Genomic DNA, 20748 nt, shown 5'->3' on the forward strand with positions numbered 1-20748 from the left:
GGGTGAGTTGCATCGCTTTCTTGCGATCAGCGTCGCTCTGTCCCGCCGATCTATCAACTCAAATCCAAATGATATCATCGGTTTGAGCGGAGTATTCCGGCCATGCAAGGAATGAGCGAGCGGGACTATGCCGCCCATTCCGGCCTGTCGCGTGGCGGCGTGCAGAAGGCCCGCCGGAACGGGCGGCTGGTACTCTTCGACGATGGCTCGATCGATGCGGATGGCTCGGATGCGCGGCGTGCAGAAATGACCGATCCCGACCAGCAGCGCCGATCCCTGAGCGGGGACGGATTGATCAGCGGTCCGGGTGAGACCTCGTCTTATCTGAAGGCACGCACGGCGCTGACGGTCTACCAGGCGCAGGAACGCCAGCTTGCGATCCAGAAGAAGAAAGGCACGCTGGTCGATCGGGCGCGGGCGGAGACGCTGGTGTTTCGCCTTGCGCGGCAAGAGCGGGATGTCTGGGTCACCTGGCCCGGACGGGTGGCGGCCCTGATGGCGGCGCAGATCTCGGCGGAGGTGGAACGACAGACGGGGGCATCGGTCACGATCGAAACCGCGATCCTGCAGAGGGTGCGGGAAGCCCATGTCCGAGACCAGCTCGACGCCCTCGCCGATCTCCGGGTCTCCCTCGGATGATGGTGTTCTGACCGACAACGACCTGACCAAAGGTCTCGACCTCACCTTCGATGGGGCGGCGGACATCCTGCACAGCTGGGCCAGGGGTTTGCGGCCCGACCCGAACCTGACGGTGTCGGAATGGGCAGATCAGCACCGCTGGCTCAGCTCCCGGGCCTCGGCCGAGCCGGGGCGGTACCGAACGGCGCGCACGCCCTATCTGCGGGCCATCATGGATGCGCTGAGCCCGGGCCATCCGGCGCAGCGCATCAGCTTCATGAAGGCGGCACAGGTCGGGGCGACTGAGGCCGGCAACAACTGGATCGGCTTTGTCATCCATCACGCACCCGGCCCGATGCTGGCGGTGCTGCCAACCGTCGAGATGGCCAAGCGCTCCTCTCGCGGCCGGATCGACCCGCTCATCGCCGACAGCCCGGCGCTGCGCGAACGGGTCAACCCGGCCCGGTCGCGCGATGCCGGCAATTCGATGCTGTCGAAGGAGTTTCCGGGTGGCATCCTGGTGCTGACCGGCGCGAACAGTGCGACAGGCCTGCGCTCCATGCCCGCGCGCTATGTCTTCCTCGATGAGGTGGATGCCTATCCCGCCTCGGCCGACGAGGAGGGCGATCCGGTCACCCTGGCCGAAGCCCGCACCACCACCTTTGCGCATCGGCGCAAGGTGTTCATGGTCTCGACGCCCACGATCCGGGGGTTTTCCCGTATCGAGCGCGAGTTCGAAGCCAGCGACCAGCGGCGCTACTTCGTGCCCTGCCCGCATTGTGGGGCGATGCAATGGCTGCAGTTCGAGCGGTTGCGCTGGGCGAAGGGCCGGCCGGAAACGGCGATCTATACCTGCGCGGGCTGCGAGCGTCCCATCGCCGAACACCACAAGACGGAGATGCTCGCGCGGGGTGAATGGCGGGCCACGGCGGTTGGGAGTGATCCCAACGCGATCGGCTTTCACCTCTCTGCACTCTATTCCCCGTTGGGCTGGAAAAGCTGGGCCGACATCGCGCGGGACTGGCTGGCGGCGCAAGGCTCCGAGGACATGCTGCGCGCCGCGCGTAACACGCTTCTTGGCGAGACCTGGGTCGAGAGCGGTGATGCGCCGGAATGGCAGCGACTGGCGGATCGCCGGGAGGCCTGGAAAGCCGGCACGGTACCGGCGCGCGGACTCTTCCTCACCGCCGGGGCCGATGTACAGAAAGACCGGATCGAGGTCGATGTCTGGGCCTGGGGCCGGGGGCTGGAAAGCTGGCTCATCGATCACATTGTCATCCCCGGCGGCCCGGACGACCCGGAATGCTGGGACGCGCTTTCAGCCCTGCTGGGGCGCAGCTGGCAACATGCCGGTGGCGCTTACATGACGGTGGCGCGGCTTGGCCTCGACACCGGCTACGAGGCCGCGGCTGTCTATGCCTGGTCGCGCAAGGCGGGCTTTGACCAGGTGGCACCTCTGAAGGGCCTCGAAGGGTTCAATCGTTCGGCCCCGGTCTCGGGCCCGACCTTCGTCGATGCCACGGTGGGCGGCCGCCGTCTGCGCCGCGGTGCCCGGCTCTGGTCGGTGGCGACGGCAACGTTCAAGACCGAGACCTACCGCTTTTTGCGGATCGAGCGGCCGAGCGACGAAGACAGGGCGCTGGGCGTCGTGGATCCTGCGGGCACGATTCACCTGCCTGGCTGGGCTGACACCGAATGGCTGAAGCAGCTTGTCGCCGAGCAGCTCGTGACCATCCGCAACAAGCGCGGCTATGCCCGGCAGGAATGGCAGAAAATGCGCGAGCGCAACGAGGCGCTGGACTGCCGCGTCTACGCCCGCGCCGCGGCCTGGATTCTCGGCGCCGATCGCTGGGACGAGGCCACCTGGCGGCGACTTGAGGCGCAGGCCGGTGTGGAAACCCACCTGCCCGTCGCCGTGCCGACGGACGCAACACCGACAGACCCGGGCCAGCCCCGCGCCGGAACCCTGGTGACCCCGCGCCGGAAACGGCGGGTCTATACACCAAACTTCATGAGGGATTGATGGAACTCGACCGGATGGTGGCCCTTCTGGCTGCCCTGGAGGAAGCCCGCTACGCCGGGCTGCGCAGCGTCAGCTATGACGGCAAGACCGTGACCTATGGCTCGGACGCAGAACTGGCCTCCGCCATTCGCGATCTCGAGGGACGGATCGCCACCGCCTCTGCCACACCCCGCCGCCGGCGCTGGGGCACGGTGGCGACAAAGGGGCTCTGAGCCATGGCCTTCGACGCCTTCCGCCAGCGGCTTGGCGCCATCATCGGCGGGTTTGATGCGGCGCAATCCCATCGCCGCATGCGGGGCTTTCGGGCGAGCCGCGCGCATGTGAACACGCTGATCGCTGCCTCGGGCGAGACCATCACCGCCCGCGCCCGCTGGCTGGTCAGGAACAATGGCTATGCCGCCAATGCCGTGGATGCCTTTGCCAACCATGTGGTGGGAGACGGGATCAAGCCCTCGTCCAAGATTAGTGATGCGACACAGAAAGAAGAATTGCAGAAGCTGTGGCTCGCATGGACTGACGAGGCCGATGCCGAGGGGCTGACCGACTTCTTCGGGCTCCAGCGCCGGGCGGCGCGCGAGGTGTTTCTGGCGGGCGAGGTTTTCCTGCGGATCCGCAGCCGGCGGGCGGAAGATGGGCTCACCGTGCCGATGCAGCTGCAGATACTGCCCTCGGAGATGTTGCCCCTCGACCTGACCCGCCCGATGCCCGGGACCGGCTCCATCCGTCAGGGTATCGAGTTCGACGGGATCGGGCGCCGTGTCGCTTATCACTTCCTGCGCCGTCATCCCGGCGATCTGACCGACCCGGGGCTGGTGGGCGAGACGGTACGTGTGCCGGCGTCGGAGGTGATCCACATCCTCGACCCCGTCGAGGCCGGACAACTGCGTGGCGTGTCCCGCTTTGCAGCAGCGATCGTGAAGCTCTTTACCCTCGATCTCTATGACGACGCGGAACTCGAGCGGAAGAAGACCGCGGCAATGTTTGCAATGTTCATCACCTCGCCCGCCCCGGAAACCGCGCTGGAACCGGCAGAGGAGGATCTGGAGGTCGAGCCCGGTCAGGTGGTCCGGCTCGATCCCGGCGAAGATGTCTCTACGCCGGCCACCCCGGATTCCGGTTCCACCTATGAGCCCTTCCAGTACCGGACACTTCTGCAGATCGCTGCGGCGCTGGGCGTGCCCTATGGCTATCTCACCGGTGACACGGCAAAGGGCAATTTCTCGAACACAAGGATTGCGCTGGTCGACTTTCGCCGCCGCATCTCGGCCTTCCAGCATTCGGTGATGGTCTACCAGCTTTGCCGGGCAGTCTGGACGCGCTGGATGGACATGGCTGTGCTGGCGGGGGCCATCGACCTGCCGGGTTATGCCGCCGATCGCCGGGACTTCCTCGCCTGCGACTGGCTGCCCACGAAATGGGACTGGATCGATCCGGCCAAGGATGCCGCCGCGGAAATCCTGCAGATTGAAGCCGGTCTCAAGTCCCGGACGCAAGCGATCGCCGAGCGCGGCTATGACGCCGAACAGGTTGACCGGGAAATTGCAGCTGAGCGCCAGCGCGAGGCGGAGCTCGGTCTGGATTTCCGGAGACCGGGATCGCCCGCCCAGGCCGCCGACAAGACCGGCGACGCGGATCAGAACTCCGGAACCGACGCTGACGAGCAGGACCGGAACGAAGACGAAGATGACGGCGAGGACCGGGAACCGCGTCCGGGGGAAGATCGATGATGCACCACATCCAGATCGCCCAGCGTGTCTTCAACACGCCGCTGATGGTCGATCCCACCAAGGCGCTGGCCTTCCTTGCCGGTCTCGGTCCCCGTATCACAGGTCGCGAGATCAGCGTCGAAGGGCTGGAATTGCCACCAGTGGATCCGGCAGACGTCACCCTGCCCGCCCGCGCTTCACTCTTCGGCGAGGGTCTCGCCCGCCACGGGGCCAGCACCGGCGGTCCACCTTATGCGGTGGTCGAGGGAATCGCAGTGATCGGGATCACCGGAACCCTCGTCCATCGCGGTGCCTGGATCGGCCAATCCTCGGGACTGACGTCTTATGAGGGGATCGCAGCCCAGCTTCAAGCAGCGCTTGAAGATCCCGCCATCCGCGGCATCGCCCTCGACATCGATAGTTTTGGCGGTGAGGTCGCCGGCGCCTTTGATCTCGCTGATCGCATTCGCGCGGCGCGGCAGGTCAAACCCGTGCAGGCTTTTGTCGCCGATCACGCGCTCTCTGCAGGGTATGTACTCGCCTCACAGGCTGACCGGATCATACTGTCCCGCACCGGCGCGATCGGCAGCATCGGCGTGGTGGCCATGCACAGCGACATGAGCGGAGCGCTCGATCAGAAGGGCATCGCCGTCACCCTGATCAATGCCGGCGCCCGCAAGGTCGATGCCAATCCCTACCAGCCCCTGCCCGAGACCGTCCGCGCCCGGATTGCCGGCGAACTCGAGGAACTCCGTCAGCTCTTTGCCGAAACCGTCGCCGAAGGCCGTGGCAATCGCCTCGACGCGGCAAGCGCGCTCAGCACCGAAGCCGGCGTGTTCCGCGGCGAGGCGGCGGTCTTTGCCGGTCTCGCGGACGAGGTCGCCGATCCCGTCACCGCCTTCCGTGCCTTTGCCGCCGCGCCCCACGGCACCAATCCCACCAGCAGAAAGGGTCCACTGATGATCACTTCACTCACCGATGCTCCGAACCCGGCCTCGGTCGCAAACCCGCCGGAGGCAACCAACACCTCCGCGCCGCCTAACGTCGCCAGTCTTGTTCCGCCCCCATCGGCAGAAAGCCCAGACGCACTCTCGCCGGAAGCCATCCGCGCCGAGGCGGCAGAAGTGGCGCAGGTCTGCGCCCAGGCCGCCCGGCTCGGCGTGCAGATCGACGCCGCTGACGCCGTCGCCCGCGGCCTCAAGCCCGAAGCCCTGCGCGCAAAGGTGCTCGCAGAACTGGCCACCCGCAGCGATACCGCGGGCATTGTGGCTGCCGCACCAGCGGCCAGCGCAAAGGAAAGCCCCATCATCGCGGCCGCCAGGAAATCGGCCGCCGCCTCGCGCTGATCGCCTCCCCAACATCCCGGAGACTGAACCATGCCCGTTCTGACGCAACCGCCCAGCATGGGCGATGTCCTCAAATATGAGCTCAACCCGAACTACACCCGCGAGGTGGTGACCCTGGCCGCCGGGATGCCCTTCCCGGTCGGCTCCGTCCTCGGAAAGATCACCGCCAGCGGCAAACACACGCTCTCATCTGACGCAGGCAGCGATGGGGCGGAGACCGCCAGCGGCGTTCTGCTCTATGCCGTGGATGCAACCCTGGCCGACGCCGTGGGCATTGTCATCGCCCGCGGACCCGCCATCGTCTCGCGGGCAGAGCTTGCCTATGACGGCAGTGTCGATGATGCCGCCAAGATCACCGCCAAGCTCGACCAGCTTGCCGCTCTCGGCATCATCGCCCGCGACGGCGTCTGATCCTCCCTGTCCCCCGGAGCACTCCCATGACCCTGATCCGCAATCCTTTTGACGCCGGCGGCTATTCGCTGGCCGAGATGACGCAGGCCATCAACATCCTGCCCAATCTCTACACCCGCCTCGCCCAGATCGGCCTCTTCCGCTTCGAAGGTGTGAGCCAGCGCTCGGTGATCATCGAACAGCACGAAGGCGTCCTGAGCCTTTTGCCCTCGGTCTCCTTGGGCGGCCCGGCCACCGTCGGCACCCGCGAGGGCCGCGCGATGCGCAGCTTTGCCCTGCCCTGGATCCCGCATGACGATGTGCTCCTGCCGGCCGATATCCAGGGTCAACCAGCCCCCGGGACCTTTGATGCTGCCGATACACTGGTCGAGGTGATGAACCGCAAGCTTCTCTTCATGCGGCGCAAACATGCCCAGACCCGCGAATACATGGAGATGAATGCGCTCCGCGGCATCGTGAAGGATGGCGCAGGAACCACCCTTTACAATTACTTCACCGAATTTGGTCTGGCGCAGATCTCGGTCGACTTCCTGCTCGGCACAGCCGGCACCAATGTGCAGGGCAAGGTGCGCGAGGTGCTGCGGGCCATCGAGGACAATCTGCTGGGTGAGGCGATGACCAGCGTGCATGCCCTTGTCAGCCGCGAGTTCTTCGACAAGTTGATCAGCCACCCGAAGACCGAAGAGGCCTACAAGTTCTATGCCGCCACCGGCGCCCAGCCCTTGCGCGAGGATGTCCGCCGCAACTTCCCCTTCGGCGGAATCCTCTTCGAAGAATATGCCGGCACCGTCACCCTCTCGACCAAGGCCATCGAACGGCTGGTTCCAGCCAACGAGGGGATCGCCTTCCCCATGGGCACGATGGACACCTTCACCACCTATGGCGGCCCGGCAAACCTGCTGGAGACCGCAAACACCATCGGCCTGCCACTCTATGCCCGCCAGCATCTAGACGCGAAGGGGCGCTGGGTCGATCTGATGACCGAGGCCTCGATCCTGCCGGTCAACAAGCGACCCCGTCTTGCGATCCGGATCCACAGTTCGAACTGACATCATGTCTGCCTTTGCCGCCGCCATGGACCGCATCTTCGCCAATGCCTCCATGGCGGCCCCGGCCCTCTGGATCTCAGCCACCACCTCGGAGGAACGTCCGATCCGGGTGATTGTCCGCGCCCCGGACCGCATTACCGACTTCGGCGCGGGGCGCTTGGTCAGCGACACGACGATGGTGGACGTCCGGGCTGCCGACCTGCCGACCCCGCGTCCGGGCGATCTGATCGTCATCGGCGCCGACAGCCATGTGATCCAGGGCGAACCAATCCGGGATCGCGAGCGGCTGATCTGGACCCTGGATCTGCGGCCCGCATGAAGCTGAAGCTCGACATTGATCCTGACATCGTCACGATGATGGCGGCCGAGGTGAAGGCCGGCGAAAGGGCTGTGACCTCGGCCATGCGCGAGGCGGGCACCGGGCTCAAGACCGCCTGGCGCGGTCAGATCGCGCAAGCAGGGCTCGGGGGACGGCTCGCCAACTCGATCCGAAGCCAGACGTTCCCCAAGGCGGGTGAGAGCCTCAACGCCGCGGCGCTGGTCTGGTCGAAGGCGCCAGTCATTGTCAGCGCTCATGACACCGGGCCGCTGATCCGTTCGAAGGACGGGTTTTGGCTCGCGATCCCGCTGCCCGCCGCAGGCAAATCCCTGCGCGGTGGGCGGATCACGCCGGGCGAATGGGAACAGCGGCGCGGGCTAAGGTTGCGGTTTGTCTATCGGCGCCGGGGGCCGAGCCTGCTCGTCGCCGAAGGACGGCTGAACAGCCGGGGTCTTGGCGTGGCATCACGGTCGAAGACGGGCCGTGGGCGCGCGACGGTGCCGATTTTCCTGCTGGTGCCTCAGGTCAGGCTGCCGAAGCGGCTGGATCTCGGGCGGGATGCCGAAGCGGCTGGATCTCGGGCGGGATGCCGAGCGGGCGCTCGACAGCGTGCCGGGGTTGATTGTGGTGAGGTGGGTGAAAGATCGGTTTTAATTGGCGGAAGCTCAAACCAGCCCAGAGACCAGAAGACCAAATTGCCGGACCCAAAGGGTCAGTCTTTCAGCTGCCACTGCCAACGATTGCAATTGCCTCTACCTCGACCAGGAGTTCTGGCTTGATCAGTGCAGTCGTAGCATAGGCCGCACTGGCTGGAACGCCTTTTGGGAATGCCTCTGTTCGAGCTCGGCCAAAGTCCCGGTAACCAGCCATGTCGGTAAGAAACGTGGTGATCTTGACCACATCAACCATGGAGGAACCGGCACTGATGAGCGCTTCTTCGATATTCTTGAAGATCTGTTTGGCCTGAGCGTAGACGTCACCCTCTCCGACAACGTTGCCATCTTTGTCGAAAGCGACCGTCCCAGAGAGATAGATCGTGTCGCCGACTTTGACGCCGGCGGAAATATTGAGCGCCTTTGCCCAAGCCCAACCCGGGTCGATACGTTGCTGATCCATGGCTTGCTCCCTTGTTCGCCAAAACCGCCGGTCTGAAGACTGTTCTGCGAATTCCATCAAAAAGCAAACAAACCCTTCGATGCCCACCTTCCGCGCAACCATTCACGCCAAGCTCTGTGCACAGCTGTCACTGCTATTCAAGCGCGTTCCGGCCAACGGCCTGCTTGTCTTGCGCGAAGGTGAGCCGGAGGCTTTCGGTCACAGTTTCCGGAGGTATGCCCAGGATACATACCCCTGGAGCCCACGTGCTTGCTCCAGGGACACGCGGCACCAGCGCGTGCCTCCGGTTTGCTCGCATGTGTGGACGCGCAGCACGGTACCGTTCGGCAGACCAAGGATCACGCGGTACCCGGTTCCTGGGCCTGCACGCATCTTGAGCATGTCATCTCCTTCGACGCCGGAAACCTCGAAGCGTCCGAGCGACCCGGCCGTTGCAGGGTTGGAACTCAGGAGAGTTCCGATAAAAACCGCTGCAATTGCGACGAAAATGGCTTTGCGCATCGTCTTCTCCTGTAATCTGCCTCGATGAGGATCGTAGTTCGTCGGCCGGATGAAAGAAACATCGACACAATGGCAGGGTTGGACTTCTAACAACAATCTGACTGCCAAACCCACTGGATCTCGAACGCCAAGTCGAGCGGGCGCTCGATTGCGTACCGGGGTTGATTGTGGTGAACTGGGCGGAGGGCAAAATCCGGTGACGTCGGCTTTGCGGGACACGTCAGCCACCGCAGACAGATCACATTCGATACCAGTTTTCGACCGCTCGGGCGGCGGCTTCGGAGTCCATGACAGCTTCGATCGCTGCTATCGCGTCCTCTACTTCTCCGGGTGTCGCGAAGATTTCCGAAACACCACCCTGAATATCGTGGGGTGATCCGCTGCTTGTATAGAACATGTCCACATCCAGAGCCCGCGCGTTCCGGTGCTGCAGCAGATGGTCGAAGAACCGGCGATACACTGCCGTGTCATATGCGGGCGTGCTTTCGGCGTCCGCCGCTTGGACTAATCCGAGTTCGATGGACTTCTTGCAGGTCAGCTTCCAGGCCATGTCCATGGTGGCGGGAGGAGCATCCCTGGCCTCATCCGGATGCCTTGGGTTCGCGAAGGTCTCTCTCCGAAGGGCTTCCAGCTTTCCCCGCATCTCCCTGGTCGGCACTGGATAAACAAAAGCCGTCTCCTGCGATGCCAAGGTGGCCTCAACCTCATCGGGAAGCACTTTCACCAACTCGGAAAACCTGTTCCCGACGATGGGGACCTCTCCGACGAGAAGGTCCGCGTGATCCGGATGCATGTCCAGCCAGCGCGCAACGGCCTGCCGTCCCCATAATCCCGCGGCCTTTCGGACGATCGGGTGGCTTCCGTCCGCGACATCCGGGTAGCGTGCCAGGATTTCATCCGTCTGAAACGAGGCGAGGCCCGCATCCCATCGCATCAGATGGACGCGGCGCCCGGCACCCCCTGCAATCGAGAGAAGCGCACGCAGAAAGAACGATTTGCCGGACGCTGGCAGCCCGGTGAAAAAGATCATGCGACAGTTTCGGGCCATCCCGGCCAGGATCCTGCCATTCTCGGTCTCTGCGAAACCACGGTCCGTCATAGCCTTTCCTCTCAGGCCGTCATTGATCAGGCCAGGCCTGTGAGCCACGCGGCTTTGTCTTCGTCTGTCGCGATGGCCGGATCATGATCCCGCGACCTGCGGCGGAGAGGCTGTTTGCCGAAATGCCCAATGCGCAAGAATCGCGAGCAGCATCATCCCGGCGCCCAGAACGAAGGCGACGCTGACATCGCCGACGAAATCGGCAAGGGCGCCCGCCAAAGCCGGTGCGATCATCATCAGCACATAGTAGATGGAGTAGAATACGCCGGTCCCGAAGGCGCGCATGTCAGGCGTAAGAATAAGGCCGGGCATGGCGACCACGGGCCCTGGCGCCAGCCCGGCCAGCAGGCCGCCCAGCACAAGTACGGCGAGCAAGAAGCTGTTTGGCAGATAAAGAACAGCTGGAAATACGAGCATGCCGCCAATCAGACTGACGAGGATGATCCGATCGGGCTGTCCGGTCCGATCCGCCAGCCATCCTCCGACCGGAATCGATATCGCGCCGGCAATGATGTAGAAGCTGATCGCGGAACTGGCCGCGATGACCGGCATGCCGCGCTCAGCGAGAACAAGGGTGCCGAAGCTGAAGATCATCGCGAATGCGCAATTGTAGAGGCCCCACAGAATTGCGGCGAATGCCAGTGGCGTCCAGGGCAGAGCAGAGAAGCTGATCCGCGGGTTACCGGCTACCGCGCCGGGAGGCAACTTGTAGACGAAGGCGAAGAGCAGAAGCGCCGCCACGGTGAGGATCGTCAGGGCCATCCAGGCTGTCCGCAAATCCGCATTGGCAGCGATTGGTGGCAGTATCAGCAGACCAAGCGCGATCCCGACGGGCCAGGAGCTGATGAAGATCGCCAGGGCCGTTGAAACATTCCTCCCGGCGAACCAGTCGATCACCATCTTGGTCATCAGAACGTTGAGAACCAGCCCACCGACGGCTGAGATGATCCGACCGGCAACAGCCCATGCAAGAGTCGTCGTTGTCGTGAAGATCGCTGCGCCGACGACCATGAGCACCAGACTTGCGATGACGGTCCGCTTGTCGCCAAACCAGCTTGCAACCGCACCGCCCGCAACCGCGACAATGATACCGGGTCCCGAGAAGAGGCCGATCAGGATCCCTATCTCCGTCAGCGTTATCGCGAGGCTGTCCATGATGAACGGAGACAGTGCTGCCACGGACTGAAACTGGATGGCCATGACCGTTCGGGCGAAAAACAGCACAAACAGAACAACCCATCGTTTCGGCACGAGAGAAATCCTCCAAGACAACGATGCGATGTGACGTGATCTGCGGCGTGTCTCAGCCACGCTAAGTCCAAAGTCGAGAACCATGCAAGCATTTTGGCCTCGCGCACGATTGAGGCTGAGTTCCCATAGGTCCGCTTCAGCCTCCACCCCGACATTTTGTGTTTCTGCTGGTTAGCGAACAATCATGCCCACCTCCCGCGAAACCATCCTCACCGCGCTGCACGCGCGGATCTCAGTGCTGCCCGCCACCGCGCTGCGCGGCGAGGTGCTTCCCGAGCGCGTGCCGGCCGCAGGCCTGCTGATCCTGCGCGATGGCGAGCCGGGCGCGCCCGATGTGACTCTGTCGCCGCTGGCCTACCACTATCAGCACCGCGCCGAGATCGAGGCTGTGGTTCAGGGCACCGACCGTGACAGTTCCTTCGACACGCTGACCGCCAGCATCGGCGCGGCGCTCGCCGCCGACCGCACGTTGGGCGGGCTATGTGACTGGGTCGAGGCGGAAGCGCCGCGACCGGTCGATCTGGCCGTAGAGGGCGCAGCGAGCCTGAAGGCGGCCGTGATCCCGGTCGTCCTGCACTACACCACGGCCGACCCGCTGACCTGACCGAAATTGGAGGTCAGGCGCTGGCCTGCGATGCCCGGGAACAGGCCGCATTCACTTCGGCCCCGGCCTCGATGACGAGCTTGGCGTAGGTGATTTCTCCGGACACGCGGGCGCCGGATTGCAGTCGGACGTCACCGCCGACGATCCGGCCTTCGAAACTACCCTTGATCGCGATGCTTCCGGCCCGCAGCTCGCCGACAACCGACCCGCCTTCCTCGATCACGATGCCGTCGGCGACAATCGTGCCATCGGCATGTCCAAGCAGTTCCATGAGACCCGGTACAGTGAGATCGCCCGAAAGTTTCGTGCCTGCGGCGAGATGCGATCGACCACCGCGTTGGCCGGTCGGTGTTTGAGAATGCGATGATGGGTCGGTTTGCGACATGGTCTGTAATCCTCGAACGGCCTGCTGGCATGGCCAGCATCGCCGAAGTAACGGCATTCGGAGACCTTAGCGGCCTCCGTCCCCCGAAAGATAGACCAAAACATTCCTGAATAAGGAGACTACGATGGCACGAGCCCAAGGGGCGCGGGCGCAGATGGCGCTTGCGTTCGAGACCGTCTATGGCACACCGCCTGCTGGCGGTTTCACGAAGATGCCGTTTGCCAGCACCACGCTTGGCGCGGAGCAGCCGCTCTTGAACTCCGAGCTTCTCGGCTATGGCCGCGATCCGCTGGCGCCGATCAAGGATGCGGTGACGGCGGACGGCGATGTCGTCGTGCCGCTCGACGCGGAGGCCTTCGGCTTCTGGCTGAAGGCGGCCTTCGGCGCACCGACGACCACGGGCACAGGCCCCTGGACGCATGCGTTCCAGTCCGGATCCTGGACGCTGCCGAGCCTCTCCATCGAGACCGGCATGCCGGAGGTGCCGCGCTATGCGATGTACTCGGGCTGCGTGCTCGACCAACTCAGTTGGCAGATGCAGCGGTCGGGGCTGCTAACGGCGACCGTGCGGCTGGTGGCACAGGGCGAGACGGTGGGCACGGCGTCTAGTGCCGGTGCGCTGGCAGACATTGCCTTGAAGCGGTTCGGCCATTTCAACGGACAGGTCACCCGCAACGGCTCGGCGCTCGGCAATGTCGTCTCCGCGGACATCACCTATGCCAACAACCTCGACCGGATCGAGACCATTCGCAGCGACGGGCGGATCGACGGCGCGGACCCGTCCATTGCGGCGCTGACCGGCTCCATCGAGGTGCGCTTTGCAGACAGCACGCTGGTGACGCAGGCGATCAACGGTGAGGCTTGCGAGATGGAGTTCGCCTATGTGCTGCCCTCGGGCGAGAGTTTCACCTTTACCGTGCACGCTGTCTACCTGCCGCGGCCACGGATCGAGATTTCCGGGCCGCAGGGCGTGCAGGCCACATTCGACTGGCAGGCCGCCCGCGACGGCGCCGTCGGCCGGATGTGCACCGCAACATTGATCAACGACATCGAGGTATATTGAGAATGCTGACGCTCGACCTGACCAACGCGCCGCGCTGGCATGACCTCGCGCCTGGCGTCCGGCTGCAGCTGCGCCCGCTGACCACCGCGCTGATGGTCGCGACGCGAAGCGATCGGTTGGTGGAGGTGGTGCCAGAGGAGGCCTCCGACGAGGAACGTGCTGTTGCCTTCGCCAAGGCGCTGGCGCGGCGGGCGGTGCTTGCCTGGGAAGGCATCGGCGATGCGGAGGGCAAACCCATCGACCCGAGCCCCGAGGCCATCGACGCACTGCTCGACATCTGGCCGATCTTCGAGGCCTTCCAGCTGACCTACGTGTCCAAGGGCCTGTTGCTGGAGCAGGAAAAAAACGCCTCCGCGCTCTCGCCGAATGGTCCTTCGGCGGGGGCGAGCGCTACTGCGAGGGTTGCGAACCCTGCGGCGCCGGCGCGCAAGCGTGCGAAGACTGCCCGACGCGGCTGAACCAGCCGCTGACCCTCGAAGGCTGGCAAGTCTGGGACCTGGTGGGTCGCATCGGCGGCCAGCTGCGCGTCCTTCCCGGCGCGGTGATCGGCTGGGATCTGACCGCGGCACTGGCACTGAGTAATGCCCTCGGCATCCCGCCTCTGGCCACAGCCGAACTCCTCCCCGTCATCGAAGCGGTGATGGTCGCCAAATACAACGAACAGATGGAACGTTCCGATGGCTGAGAAGAGGGTCGCTGTCCGCCTTGCCGCGGTCGGTGGACGGCAGGTGCGCGCCGAACTGGAAGGCGTGGGCGAGGCCGGCGCCCGCGGCTTCGGCCGCCTCAGCCGCGAGATGGAAGCGGCGAACGCCCGGCTCGCGGGTTTTGCCCGCCGCGTGAAGGTGGCTGCGGCTGCCGCCGTCGCCGCTGCCATGGCGGCTGGTGTGACCATGGTCCGGTCCGGGCTGGAAACCGTCGATGCGCAGGCCAAGCTTGCGCAGTCCCTCGGCACCACCGTTGCCTCGATCCAGACGCTGGAGCGCGCGGGCGAACTGGCCGGCGTGTCGATGTCCGGCATCGAACAGGCGACCAAGGATCTGACGCGCCGTCTAAGTCAGGCAGCTACCGGGACCGGCCCGGCCGCCGACGCGCTAAACCGGCTCGGGCTGTCCGCCAACGACCTGATCGCGCTGCCGCTGGAGCAGCGCGTGGGCGCGATCAACGCCGCCATCGAGAGCTTTGTACCGGCCGCAGAGCGCGCCGCTGTCGCGGGCCAGCTTTTCGGCGAGGAAGGCTCCATCGCCATGAGCCGGATCGACACTGCAACGCTGCGCCAGGCGACGGAAGACGTGCGCGCCTTCGGGGTCGTCGTCTCCGAACAGGATGCCGACCAGATCGAGCGCACGAACGATGCGATCTCCCGGTTGGGCCTCATCTGGCGCGGGCTCTCGAACCAGCTTGCCGTCGCCGCGGCACCCGCGCTGGAAGCTGTGGCCAACGCCATGGCGGCAGTCGCCAGCCGCACCGGGCCATTGGGACAAGCCATCACCGGGCTCTTCGACAATATCGGCCGACTCACTACTTATGCCGCCACCTTTGCCGCCTTCCTCGCAGGCCGTTGGGTCGCTGGTCTGACGGCAGCAGCCCTCTCCATCCGCGGTCTCGCCACGGCGCTCGTTGTCCTGCGCGGCGCGTTTATCCGGACCGGCATCGGGGCGCTCATCGTCGGCGCGGGCGAACTCGTGTTTCAGTTCACGCGCCTCGTCTCGGGTGCGGGCGGGTTCGGCAACGCGATGGCTTTGCTTGGCGATCTCGCATCCGAGGTCTGGGAACGGATTGGGCTCGGCTTGGCGAGTGTAGTTGCAGCCTTCGAGGCCGGGTTTGCCGGGTTTGAGGCCGACGCCGCGTCCGCGCTGCAGGGGGCGCTTGAGGGGGTCGTGGGTTTTTCCAATACGGTCGTGAACAGCTTCGAAGGCACCTTCGAAGCGATCAAGGCGATCTGGGGCCTGTTGCCCGCCGCGATCGGCGATATCGCCTTCCAGGCCGCCAACAGCCTGATTGCCGGCGTCGAGGCGATGCTGAACGGTGTCGTTGCCCGGATCAACGGGTTCATCTCCGGCGTCAATGCCGGGCTTGAAGCGCTCGGCGTCGAACGCCGCATCCCGGTCGTGCCCGATCTCGACCTTGGCCAGATCGAAAACCGCTTCGAAGGCGCCGCGTCAAATGCCGCAGGTGTGACTCAAGCCGCCTTCGACCGCGCCTTTGCCGACAATCCGCTCACCGTGCCCGATCTTGGGCTGGTTGCTGCCGCCGATGCCGCGCGCGGTCGGGCCAACGCGGCGCAGGCCACGTCCCTCGATCTTGCAGGCCAGGCCACGGCACCGCTCACCGCACTGGATGTCTTGCGCGCGGCCGTCTCCGGGTCTGGCCAGAATGGCGACGAAACTGCCGAGGCCACAGCCGCTACAGAACGGCTGAACGCGGCCCTCAGCGAGACCGAAGCCGCACTGGGGCGGGCGCGATCTGCCGCCGGTGGCGCGGGCGGGGCGCTGAAGCAGGCGGCAGAGGCCGGGAGCAAGGCCTGGGATGGGGCGAAGAGTGCCATCGAACGCACGAAGGAGCTGGCCAAGGGTCTGGCAGAGGACATCACCGGTCCGCTGAAAGAGGCGCTCAAGTCCGGCGAGCTCAGCTGGCGCAGCTTTGCGCAGGCGGTATCCGGTATTGCTCAGAACCTCGCCAACCGCCTGATCGACTCGGCCTTCAAGCCAATCGAGGATGCGCTCTTCCGCGCCTTCTCCGGTGGCGGGGCAGGAGCGTCCGGCGGCGGTTTCTTTGGCTGGATCACCAAGGCCATCGGCGGGCTCTTCGGCGGCGGCTTTGCCAGGGGCGGTGTCTTTGCGCACTCGGGCCAGATCACCGCCTTTGCTCGCGGTGGGGTTCTGGGGAGCGGCATTGTGGATCGCCCGACCGTGTTTCCCTTTGCTCGTGGCATCGGTCTCATGGGCGAGGCCGGGCCGGAAGCAATCCTGCCACTGCGCCGGGGACCCGGCGGACGGCTGGGGGTGGAAGCCGGGACAACGCAACCCGCGCCGCAGATCGCGCCCCGGATCATCAACGTGCTCGATCCCGGGCTGGTGGGCGACTATCTCGCAACCCCGGCCGGCGAACGGGCCATCCTCAACGTGATCCGCCGCAACAGAGGGGCTTTTGATGGCTGATCTCCTCTGGCCCTTTGCCGCACATGGCCCGGCGACCGAAGTCCTGGACTGGCGCACGGATGTTTTGCAGAGCGAGGCCGGTGAACAGCGGCTTTCGCTCAGAGATGCCCCGCGCGAGGTGCTGACCCTGCGCCACCGGCTCGACGGCCCCGGTCTTGCCGAGGCCCTCGCACTGGCCCGCCGGGGTCTGGCGGGCGAGTGGATCGTTCCGCTCTGGCACATGGCCGACCGCAGTGGTGATGACATCACATTGGGAGAGACTAGCCTGAGCATCGCGGCGCGTTACGCCGATTTCCGGGCACCGGGCTTTGCCGTTGCCGCCAGCAATGGCGGGGATGCCTATCTGCTTACTCTTGCCGCGGTACATCCGGACGGAATTGACCTGACAGCTACAGCCGGGGTCGCTCTCACCCGGCCGGTGATCGCACCTGCGCAGCGGGCCCGCTTGCTGGCGCCGCTCGAGATCGAACACCGGCACGCAGATCTCGGCTTTGTCACCGCACGGTTCCTGCTGCAGGAAAGTGCCGATCTTTCCGGGCTGCGGGGAACAGCCCTCTACATTGCCGTGGATACCAGCACGTCCATGTCCGGGGCCAAGATCACCGCGGCCATGGCAGCGGTGCGGGCCCTGGTCGATGAACTGGCCGGCAGCGTGCCACCCGCCTTGCGCAACGACATCTGCATCCTGCTCTGGAACGAAACGGTCGCCGACATGCAGGTGCGCCGCGACGCCGATCGCCAGGATCTCACGTACCTGTCGGACTGGCTGGCCCAGCCGCCGGTGCTGCGGGGCGGTACGGATTTTGCCATGGCACTCAGCGAAGCCCAGGGCTTCTTTGCCGGCGGTGGAGCCAAGCGACGGATCATCCTGTTTCTGACCGATGGGGAGCCCTATCCGTTGAGTTCCGCCACCGCGGCCGTGGCCCTGCTGGAGACGATCGCAGATGTCGAAGTCTACGGGTTCAACATCGGGCTCACCAATACCAGCTGGACCGCGATGCTGGACAACACCCCGTCCGATGGCGTGCCGGTGATTGCGCCGGGTGATACCGACAGCCTGCGCGACACGCTGCTTGGGACGCTCTTCGGCAGTCCGCGCTACCGCGGCCGGGATGTGCTGATGGACCCGAGTGTCCTGCGCCAGCCTTTGGCCCAGACCCTGTCGCAGAGCTTCGAAGGTGTCGACAGCGGGCTGGGCCCGGTCGTGTTCGAACCCCTGCGTGATTTGGTGGAACATGGGTCCGTTCTGACGTTGAAGGACATGGGCCCCGCAAATACATGGTCTCGGCGGCGCTGGCTGCATCACCTGCGCGGGCGCGCCCGGGCGTTCTGGCTCCCCACCTGGGGACGGGAACTTGCCCTGCAGCAGGAGGCGCTTGCCGGCGACGATGCCCTGATCGGGACGCCGCACCTTGAGCCCTCCGACTGGATTGGCCGGCATGTGCTGCTGGACCTGCCGGGACAGCCGATCTTCCGCGTGATCACCAGCGCCAGCCTCGATCCGCTGGGCCTGCGCTTCGGGATCGACCCGCTCGACCGGGATGTGCCGATCACCACGCCGGGGCATCTCCTGACCCTGGTGCGGCTCGACACCGACCGGATCGAGATCGAGCATCGGCCTGCAGGCACAGAAGTCAGCTTTCCCGTTCTGGAAATCCCGGATCCGGCCCCATGACCTATGATGATCTCGAGATCTCGACCGCGGAAGGGCGACCGCTCTTTCTCTATCGCTTTGCCGAAGGCCCGCAGACCTGGCGCTTTGCCAGCCGGTCCTCGGACTGGGTGGTGCCCGGCGGCACGCTTTCTGACGAGCCAGAGGATACAACCTGGTCTGCCTCCGCGCTCGCACATGGCAATGTCGTCCAGAGCGGCGATCCGCGCCGGGTCGATCTGAGCCTCACCTTTCCGCTGTCTGATCCCTTCGCCCGCCGCTGGCTCGGGCCAAGGGGATCATCTGTCACCACGCTGACCATCTTCCGCGGCCATGAACAGGTGCCGGGCGAGTTGGTCGCGCACTGGAAGGGGCGCATTGTCTCGGCCCGGATGGAAGGGGTCCGGATCGTTCTCAGGTCCGAGTCGCTCTTCACCGCCATGCGCCGCCAGGGCGTGCGCGCCCGCTATCAGCGGCTCTGCCGTCATGTTCTCTATGCCGGTGGCTGCCGGCTCGATATCGAGAACTTCCTGGTGCCCGCGACAGCGACGACCCGATCCGGCCAACAGATCATCGTACCCGAGGCGGCCGCGCAACCCGACGGCTGGTATCGCGGCGGCGTGTTACGCCACGCAGGCCTTCCGGGCTTCATCACCGGGCACACCGGTGTCACCCTGACGCTCTCAGGCCGCATGCCTGCACTCGAGGCGGAAATCGACGATCCCGACGTCACCGCCAACATCCAGATCGCCCCCGGCTGCGATCTGCGCCGCGACACCTGTGCGAACCGATTTGGCAACCTTCTGAACTTCGGCGGGTTCCCGGATATTCCGGGCAGGAACCCGTTCGGGGGGACGAGTATCATTTGAGGGCGTGTTCGGACCTGAACCGCTTCTTGGGTCACCGCCAGCGGCCGCAGACCCCTTCGGCGATCAGCACCGCGCCAATGTCCTGGCCGTCCGGCAAGGCACAGGTTCCGACGACGCGATCATAGGACCGTTTCCCGGACAAGGAACAGGTCAGGGTTTCCGATCGGGCGAGCTCTTTCATCCGTGCGGTTGCCCTGTTTCCGGCCAGAGAACCCTTTTCGGCGCAGTCGAGATTGGCGATACGGATCGGGGTGCCGGAGACTTCGATCGTGTCGCCATCCCGTACATGGGTAACGGGCCCGGTCAGGCTACGCGCGCCAGAGCCAGACTGCGGACGGATGCCGGTGCTGGCGTTTCCACCGTTCAGGATACGAACAGTATTGCGTTCCGTAGATTTGAAGCTGCTGAACGGGTCATCGATCTCTACATCGAAAAGGACCAGGGCGCCCAAGGACACGAACATCGCAAACACCATGGCGTTTCGGCGGTAGTACCGCTTGTATCTGATGCTTCTGCCCATGATCCACGACTAGCCCGCGCGCGTGGCGAAAATTGGGCGAACGCCGGAAGAGGTGGTCGTTTGGGCTCGAGACGAAGCAAGACCCTTCAGTGGCTGCGCCTCTCCCGATACCAGGCAGAGCGTTGACCGTCTGTTTCGAAGTATCGGATCTCGAAGATGCGCGCCTCATGCAAAACATGTCGCCAACTGCGGCAGCCATATGCCCCGGGCAGTTGATCGGGATAGTGTTGGGCGATCCATGCGGCAGCTTCCTCCACGGAAACCCAACCCTCGACGGCGAGTACACCGACGGCTTGCTTCAGCGCACGCACAATGCCTGCGTCAGGCCAGTACACTGTGCCATTTGGGTAGATGCCGTTGACGATAAAGTTCCTGAATTCGTCGGACCGGAAGTACACCGCTGCCTGCTGATGAAGCTGAACCAGATCATTGCCCCATTCATTCAGCTGTCTCAGGTGATGATCGATCCGGGTCTGGTCATCGACCAGGACATTGCGCGCGTCATGACAACCGTCCAGCGTTCCAAGGTCATGCTGCTCGATGAAATGGTGCACCAGGGTGTTGCGTAGAACCACCAGATCTTTCAGATCGCTGGTCAATTGCGCGAACTCCGTATCCGTCAGATTCAACTGGAAGCCCATACGGATTGATAATGTGGTACCGGTTAAAGCGGGGGTCGGTTCAGCTGGACTCTCTGTTCCATTGGTCACGATCCCTGAGCCAAGCAGTTCTCCCACCAGAAGACCCAGTGTCTTGCGAGCGGTGTCGGCTATCCTGGCCTCCCGGTCCGCCCTTAGGGGCTCAGTGGACACCAAAACGGCGTGATGCGCCACGATCCACTTGAGCTGTCGTTCATAGTGCTGAAGCCGCAGCAGACAGCGCCCCAGCAAGCGCTGGACGTCGTCCTGAAGACTTTGAAGTGGCGTGTCAGACATTGCAGTCATGATGGAACTCGGTATCCAAATCCTTCGCGCCAGCCCTGCAATGGTCCAAGGCGCCGCCCGACCTGAGACCTAGCCCGCCCAAATGGCAAGAATGGGGCGAGCGCAGCGGCGCTGG

Annotated in this window: 22 protein-coding genes and 1 pseudogene; 16 read left to right on the forward strand and 7 right to left on the reverse strand. The window is 64.7% G+C overall.

The genetic code is table 11. The features are described from left to right. Window positions 1-102: 102 nt before the first annotated feature. The 9 genes and pseudogenes from G0P99_RS06650 (at window position 103) to G0P99_RS06690 (ending at window position 8126) form a co-directional block, all read left to right on the forward strand. Window positions 103-639 carry a hypothetical protein gene (locus G0P99_RS06650; protein ID WP_164128615.1) on the forward strand — a complete coding sequence of 179 codons (537 nt, stop codon included), beginning with the start codon at window positions 103-105 and terminating at the stop codon, window positions 637-639. Next, complete coding sequence (locus tag G0P99_RS06655; RefSeq protein ID WP_164128616.1) at window positions 587-2641, forward strand: phage terminase large subunit family protein; 2055 nt, start codon at window positions 587-589, stop codon at window positions 2639-2641. Before G0P99_RS06650 ends, G0P99_RS06655 begins: the two co-directional genes overlap by 53 nt. Next, complete coding sequence (locus G0P99_RS06660; RefSeq protein WP_164129224.1) at window positions 2641-2853, forward strand: phage head-tail joining protein; 213 nt, start codon at window positions 2641-2643, stop codon at window positions 2851-2853. Before G0P99_RS06655 ends, G0P99_RS06660 begins: the two co-directional genes overlap by 1 nt. A gap of 3 nt (window positions 2854-2856) precedes the next feature. Further along, window positions 2857-4368, forward strand: a complete 1512-nt coding sequence (locus tag G0P99_RS06665; protein WP_164128617.1) for a phage portal protein — start codon at window positions 2857-2859, stop codon at window positions 4366-4368. Next, window positions 4368-5693 (forward strand): S49 family peptidase, encoded by a 1326-nt coding sequence (locus G0P99_RS06670; protein ID WP_164129226.1) that lies wholly within the window; start codon window positions 4368-4370, stop codon window positions 5691-5693. Before G0P99_RS06665 ends, G0P99_RS06670 begins: the two co-directional genes overlap by 1 nt. Before the next feature lie 30 nt (window positions 5694-5723). Next, window positions 5724-6104, forward strand: a complete 381-nt coding sequence (locus G0P99_RS06675; protein ID WP_164128618.1) for a head decoration protein — start codon at window positions 5724-5726, stop codon at window positions 6102-6104. A gap of 26 nt (window positions 6105-6130) precedes the next feature. After that, complete coding sequence (locus tag G0P99_RS06680; RefSeq protein ID WP_164128619.1) at window positions 6131-7153, forward strand: major capsid protein; 1023 nt, start codon at window positions 6131-6133, stop codon at window positions 7151-7153. 4 nt (window positions 7154-7157) lie between these two features. After that, window positions 7158-7472: a hypothetical protein gene (locus G0P99_RS06685; protein ID WP_164128620.1), complete on the forward strand. Its 315-nt coding sequence runs from the start codon at window positions 7158-7160 to the stop codon at window positions 7470-7472. Next, window positions 7469-8126: pseudogene (locus G0P99_RS06690) on the forward strand (DUF6441 family protein). The gene G0P99_RS06685 and the pseudogene G0P99_RS06690 overlap by 4 nt, the downstream one beginning before the upstream one ends. 66 nt (window positions 8127-8192) lie before the next feature. Here the strand turns inward: G0P99_RS06690 and G0P99_RS06695 are convergent. From G0P99_RS06695 to G0P99_RS06710, 4 genes are all read right to left on the reverse strand, one after another. Then, a complete protein-coding gene (locus tag G0P99_RS06695; RefSeq protein ID WP_164128621.1) occupies window positions 8193-8588 on the reverse strand; it encodes a RidA family protein in 396 nt (131 codons plus the stop codon). 198 nt (window positions 8589-8786) lie between these two features. Further along, complete coding sequence (locus G0P99_RS06700) at window positions 8787-9089, reverse strand: SH3 domain-containing protein (RefSeq protein WP_164128622.1); 303 nt, start codon at window positions 9087-9089, stop codon at window positions 8787-8789. Window positions 9090-9327: 238 nt separating this feature from the next. Next, the gene (locus G0P99_RS06705; protein ID WP_164128623.1) at window positions 9328-10119 is read right to left on the reverse strand and encodes an ATP-binding protein; all 792 of its coding nucleotides are present in this window, start codon (window positions 10117-10119) and stop codon (window positions 9328-9330) included. Between the two features lie 150 nt (window positions 10120-10269). Then, window positions 10270-11439 carry an MFS transporter gene (locus G0P99_RS06710; RefSeq protein WP_164128624.1) on the reverse strand — a complete coding sequence of 390 codons (1170 nt, stop codon included), beginning with the start codon at window positions 11437-11439 and terminating at the stop codon, window positions 10270-10272. Between the two features lie 184 nt (window positions 11440-11623). On the opposite strand from G0P99_RS06710, the gene G0P99_RS06715 reads away from it, so the two are divergent. Further along, window positions 11624-12043 carry an acyl-CoA transferase gene (locus G0P99_RS06715; RefSeq protein WP_164128625.1) on the forward strand — a complete coding sequence of 140 codons (420 nt, stop codon included), beginning with the start codon at window positions 11624-11626 and terminating at the stop codon, window positions 12041-12043. 13 nt (window positions 12044-12056) lie between these two features. On the opposite strand, the gene G0P99_RS06720 is transcribed toward G0P99_RS06715, so the two are convergent. After that, on the reverse strand, window positions 12057-12485 hold the full coding sequence (locus G0P99_RS06720; RefSeq protein WP_370462723.1) for a polymer-forming cytoskeletal protein: 429 nt from the start codon (window positions 12483-12485) through the stop codon (window positions 12057-12059). A 67-nt stretch (window positions 12486-12552) separates the two neighbouring features. On the opposite strand from G0P99_RS06720, the gene G0P99_RS06725 reads away from it, so the two are divergent. Genes G0P99_RS06725 through G0P99_RS06750 form a run of 6 tightly spaced genes read left to right on the forward strand, consistent with a single transcriptional unit; the run spans window position 12553 to window position 19169 of the window. Continuing rightward, window positions 12553-13491 (forward strand): phage tail tube protein, encoded by a 939-nt coding sequence (locus tag G0P99_RS06725; RefSeq protein WP_164128627.1) that lies wholly within the window; start codon window positions 12553-12555, stop codon window positions 13489-13491. A gap of 2 nt (window positions 13492-13493) precedes the next feature. Then, window positions 13494-13949: a hypothetical protein gene (locus G0P99_RS06730; RefSeq protein ID WP_164128628.1), complete on the forward strand. Its 456-nt coding sequence runs from the start codon at window positions 13494-13496 to the stop codon at window positions 13947-13949. Window positions 13950-13990: 41 nt separating this feature from the next. Next, window positions 13991-14176 carry a hypothetical protein gene (locus G0P99_RS06735; protein WP_238906384.1) on the forward strand — a complete coding sequence of 62 codons (186 nt, stop codon included), beginning with the start codon at window positions 13991-13993 and terminating at the stop codon, window positions 14174-14176. Continuing rightward, entirely contained in the window at window positions 14169-16649 is a 2481-nt protein-coding gene (locus G0P99_RS06740; protein ID WP_164128629.1) for a phage tail tape measure protein, read from the forward strand. Before G0P99_RS06735 ends, G0P99_RS06740 begins: the two co-directional genes overlap by 8 nt. Then, window positions 16642-18324, forward strand: a complete 1683-nt coding sequence (locus tag G0P99_RS06745; protein ID WP_164128630.1) for a VWA domain-containing protein — start codon at window positions 16642-16644, stop codon at window positions 18322-18324. The genes G0P99_RS06740 and G0P99_RS06745 overlap by 8 nt, the downstream gene beginning before the upstream one ends. Next, window positions 18321-19169, forward strand: a complete 849-nt coding sequence (locus G0P99_RS06750; protein WP_164128631.1) for a phage BR0599 family protein — start codon at window positions 18321-18323, stop codon at window positions 19167-19169. The genes G0P99_RS06745 and G0P99_RS06750 overlap by 4 nt, the downstream gene beginning before the upstream one ends. Before the next feature lie 31 nt (window positions 19170-19200). Here G0P99_RS06750 and G0P99_RS06755 read toward each other — a convergent pair whose 3' ends face one another. Both G0P99_RS06755 and G0P99_RS06760 read right to left on the reverse strand, forming a co-directional pair. After that, window positions 19201-19689, reverse strand: coding sequence for a thermonuclease family protein (locus G0P99_RS06755; RefSeq protein WP_164128632.1), 489 nt, complete (start codon window positions 19687-19689; stop codon window positions 19201-19203). Between the two features lie 86 nt (window positions 19690-19775). Further along, on the reverse strand, window positions 19776-20633 hold the full coding sequence (locus G0P99_RS06760; protein ID WP_239059716.1) for an OST-HTH/LOTUS domain-containing protein: 858 nt from the start codon (window positions 20631-20633) through the stop codon (window positions 19776-19778). Window positions 20634-20748 lie beyond the last annotated feature (115 nt).

This window comes from Ruegeria sp. PrR005 (assembly GCF_010500245.1).
GTDB lineage: Bacteria > Pseudomonadota > Alphaproteobacteria > Rhodobacterales > Rhodobacteraceae > Ruegeria_B > Ruegeria_B marisflavi.

What these genes read in the sequence shown, in the direction of transcription:
- G0P99_RS06675 (WP_164128618.1), top strand. Translation starts at nt 5,724, where the DNA reads ATGCCCGTTCTGACGCAACCGCCCAGCATGGGCGATGTCCTCAAATAT.
- G0P99_RS06715 (WP_164128625.1), top strand. Translation starts at nt 11,624, where the DNA reads ATGCCCACCTCCCGCGAAACCATCCTCACCGCGCTGCACGCGCGGATC.
- G0P99_RS06725 (WP_164128627.1), top strand. Translation starts at nt 12,553, where the DNA reads ATGGCACGAGCCCAAGGGGCGCGGGCGCAGATGGCGCTTGCGTTCGAG.
- G0P99_RS06720 (WP_370462723.1), bottom strand. Translation starts at nt 12,485, where the DNA reads ATGCCGTTACTTCGGCGATGCTGGCCATGCCAGCAGGCCGTTCGAGGA.
- G0P99_RS06660 (WP_164129224.1), top strand. Translation starts at nt 2,641, where the DNA reads ATGGAACTCGACCGGATGGTGGCCCTTCTGGCTGCCCTGGAGGAAGCC.
- G0P99_RS06665 (WP_164128617.1), top strand. Translation starts at nt 2,857, where the DNA reads ATGGCCTTCGACGCCTTCCGCCAGCGGCTTGGCGCCATCATCGGCGGG.
- G0P99_RS06740 (WP_164128629.1), top strand. Translation starts at nt 14,169, where the DNA reads ATGGCTGAGAAGAGGGTCGCTGTCCGCCTTGCCGCGGTCGGTGGACGG.
- G0P99_RS06680 (WP_164128619.1), top strand. Translation starts at nt 6,131, where the DNA reads ATGACCCTGATCCGCAATCCTTTTGACGCCGGCGGCTATTCGCTGGCC.
- G0P99_RS06750 (WP_164128631.1), top strand. Translation starts at nt 18,321, where the DNA reads ATGACCTATGATGATCTCGAGATCTCGACCGCGGAAGGGCGACCGCTC.
- G0P99_RS06650 (WP_164128615.1), top strand. Translation starts at nt 103, where the DNA reads ATGCAAGGAATGAGCGAGCGGGACTATGCCGCCCATTCCGGCCTGTCG.
- G0P99_RS06700 (WP_164128622.1), bottom strand. Translation starts at nt 9,089, where the DNA reads ATGCGCAAAGCCATTTTCGTCGCAATTGCAGCGGTTTTTATCGGAACT.
- G0P99_RS06705 (WP_164128623.1), bottom strand. Translation starts at nt 10,119, where the DNA reads ATGATCTTTTTCACCGGGCTGCCAGCGTCCGGCAAATCGTTCTTTCTG.
- G0P99_RS06730 (WP_164128628.1), top strand. Translation starts at nt 13,494, where the DNA reads ATGCTGACGCTCGACCTGACCAACGCGCCGCGCTGGCATGACCTCGCG.
- G0P99_RS06760 (WP_239059716.1), bottom strand. Translation starts at nt 20,633, where the DNA reads ATGACTGCAATGTCTGACACGCCACTTCAAAGTCTTCAGGACGACGTC.
- G0P99_RS06670 (WP_164129226.1), top strand. Translation starts at nt 4,368, where the DNA reads ATGCACCACATCCAGATCGCCCAGCGTGTCTTCAACACGCCGCTGATG.
- G0P99_RS06695 (WP_164128621.1), bottom strand. Translation starts at nt 8,588, where the DNA reads ATGGATCAGCAACGTATCGACCCGGGTTGGGCTTGGGCAAAGGCGCTC.
- G0P99_RS06655 (WP_164128616.1), top strand. Translation starts at nt 587, where the DNA reads ATGTCCGAGACCAGCTCGACGCCCTCGCCGATCTCCGGGTCTCCCTCG.
- G0P99_RS06745 (WP_164128630.1), top strand. Translation starts at nt 16,642, where the DNA reads ATGGCTGATCTCCTCTGGCCCTTTGCCGCACATGGCCCGGCGACCGAA.
- G0P99_RS06685 (WP_164128620.1), top strand. Translation starts at nt 7,158, where the DNA reads ATGTCTGCCTTTGCCGCCGCCATGGACCGCATCTTCGCCAATGCCTCC.
- G0P99_RS06755 (WP_164128632.1), bottom strand. Translation starts at nt 19,689, where the DNA reads ATGGGCAGAAGCATCAGATACAAGCGGTACTACCGCCGAAACGCCATG.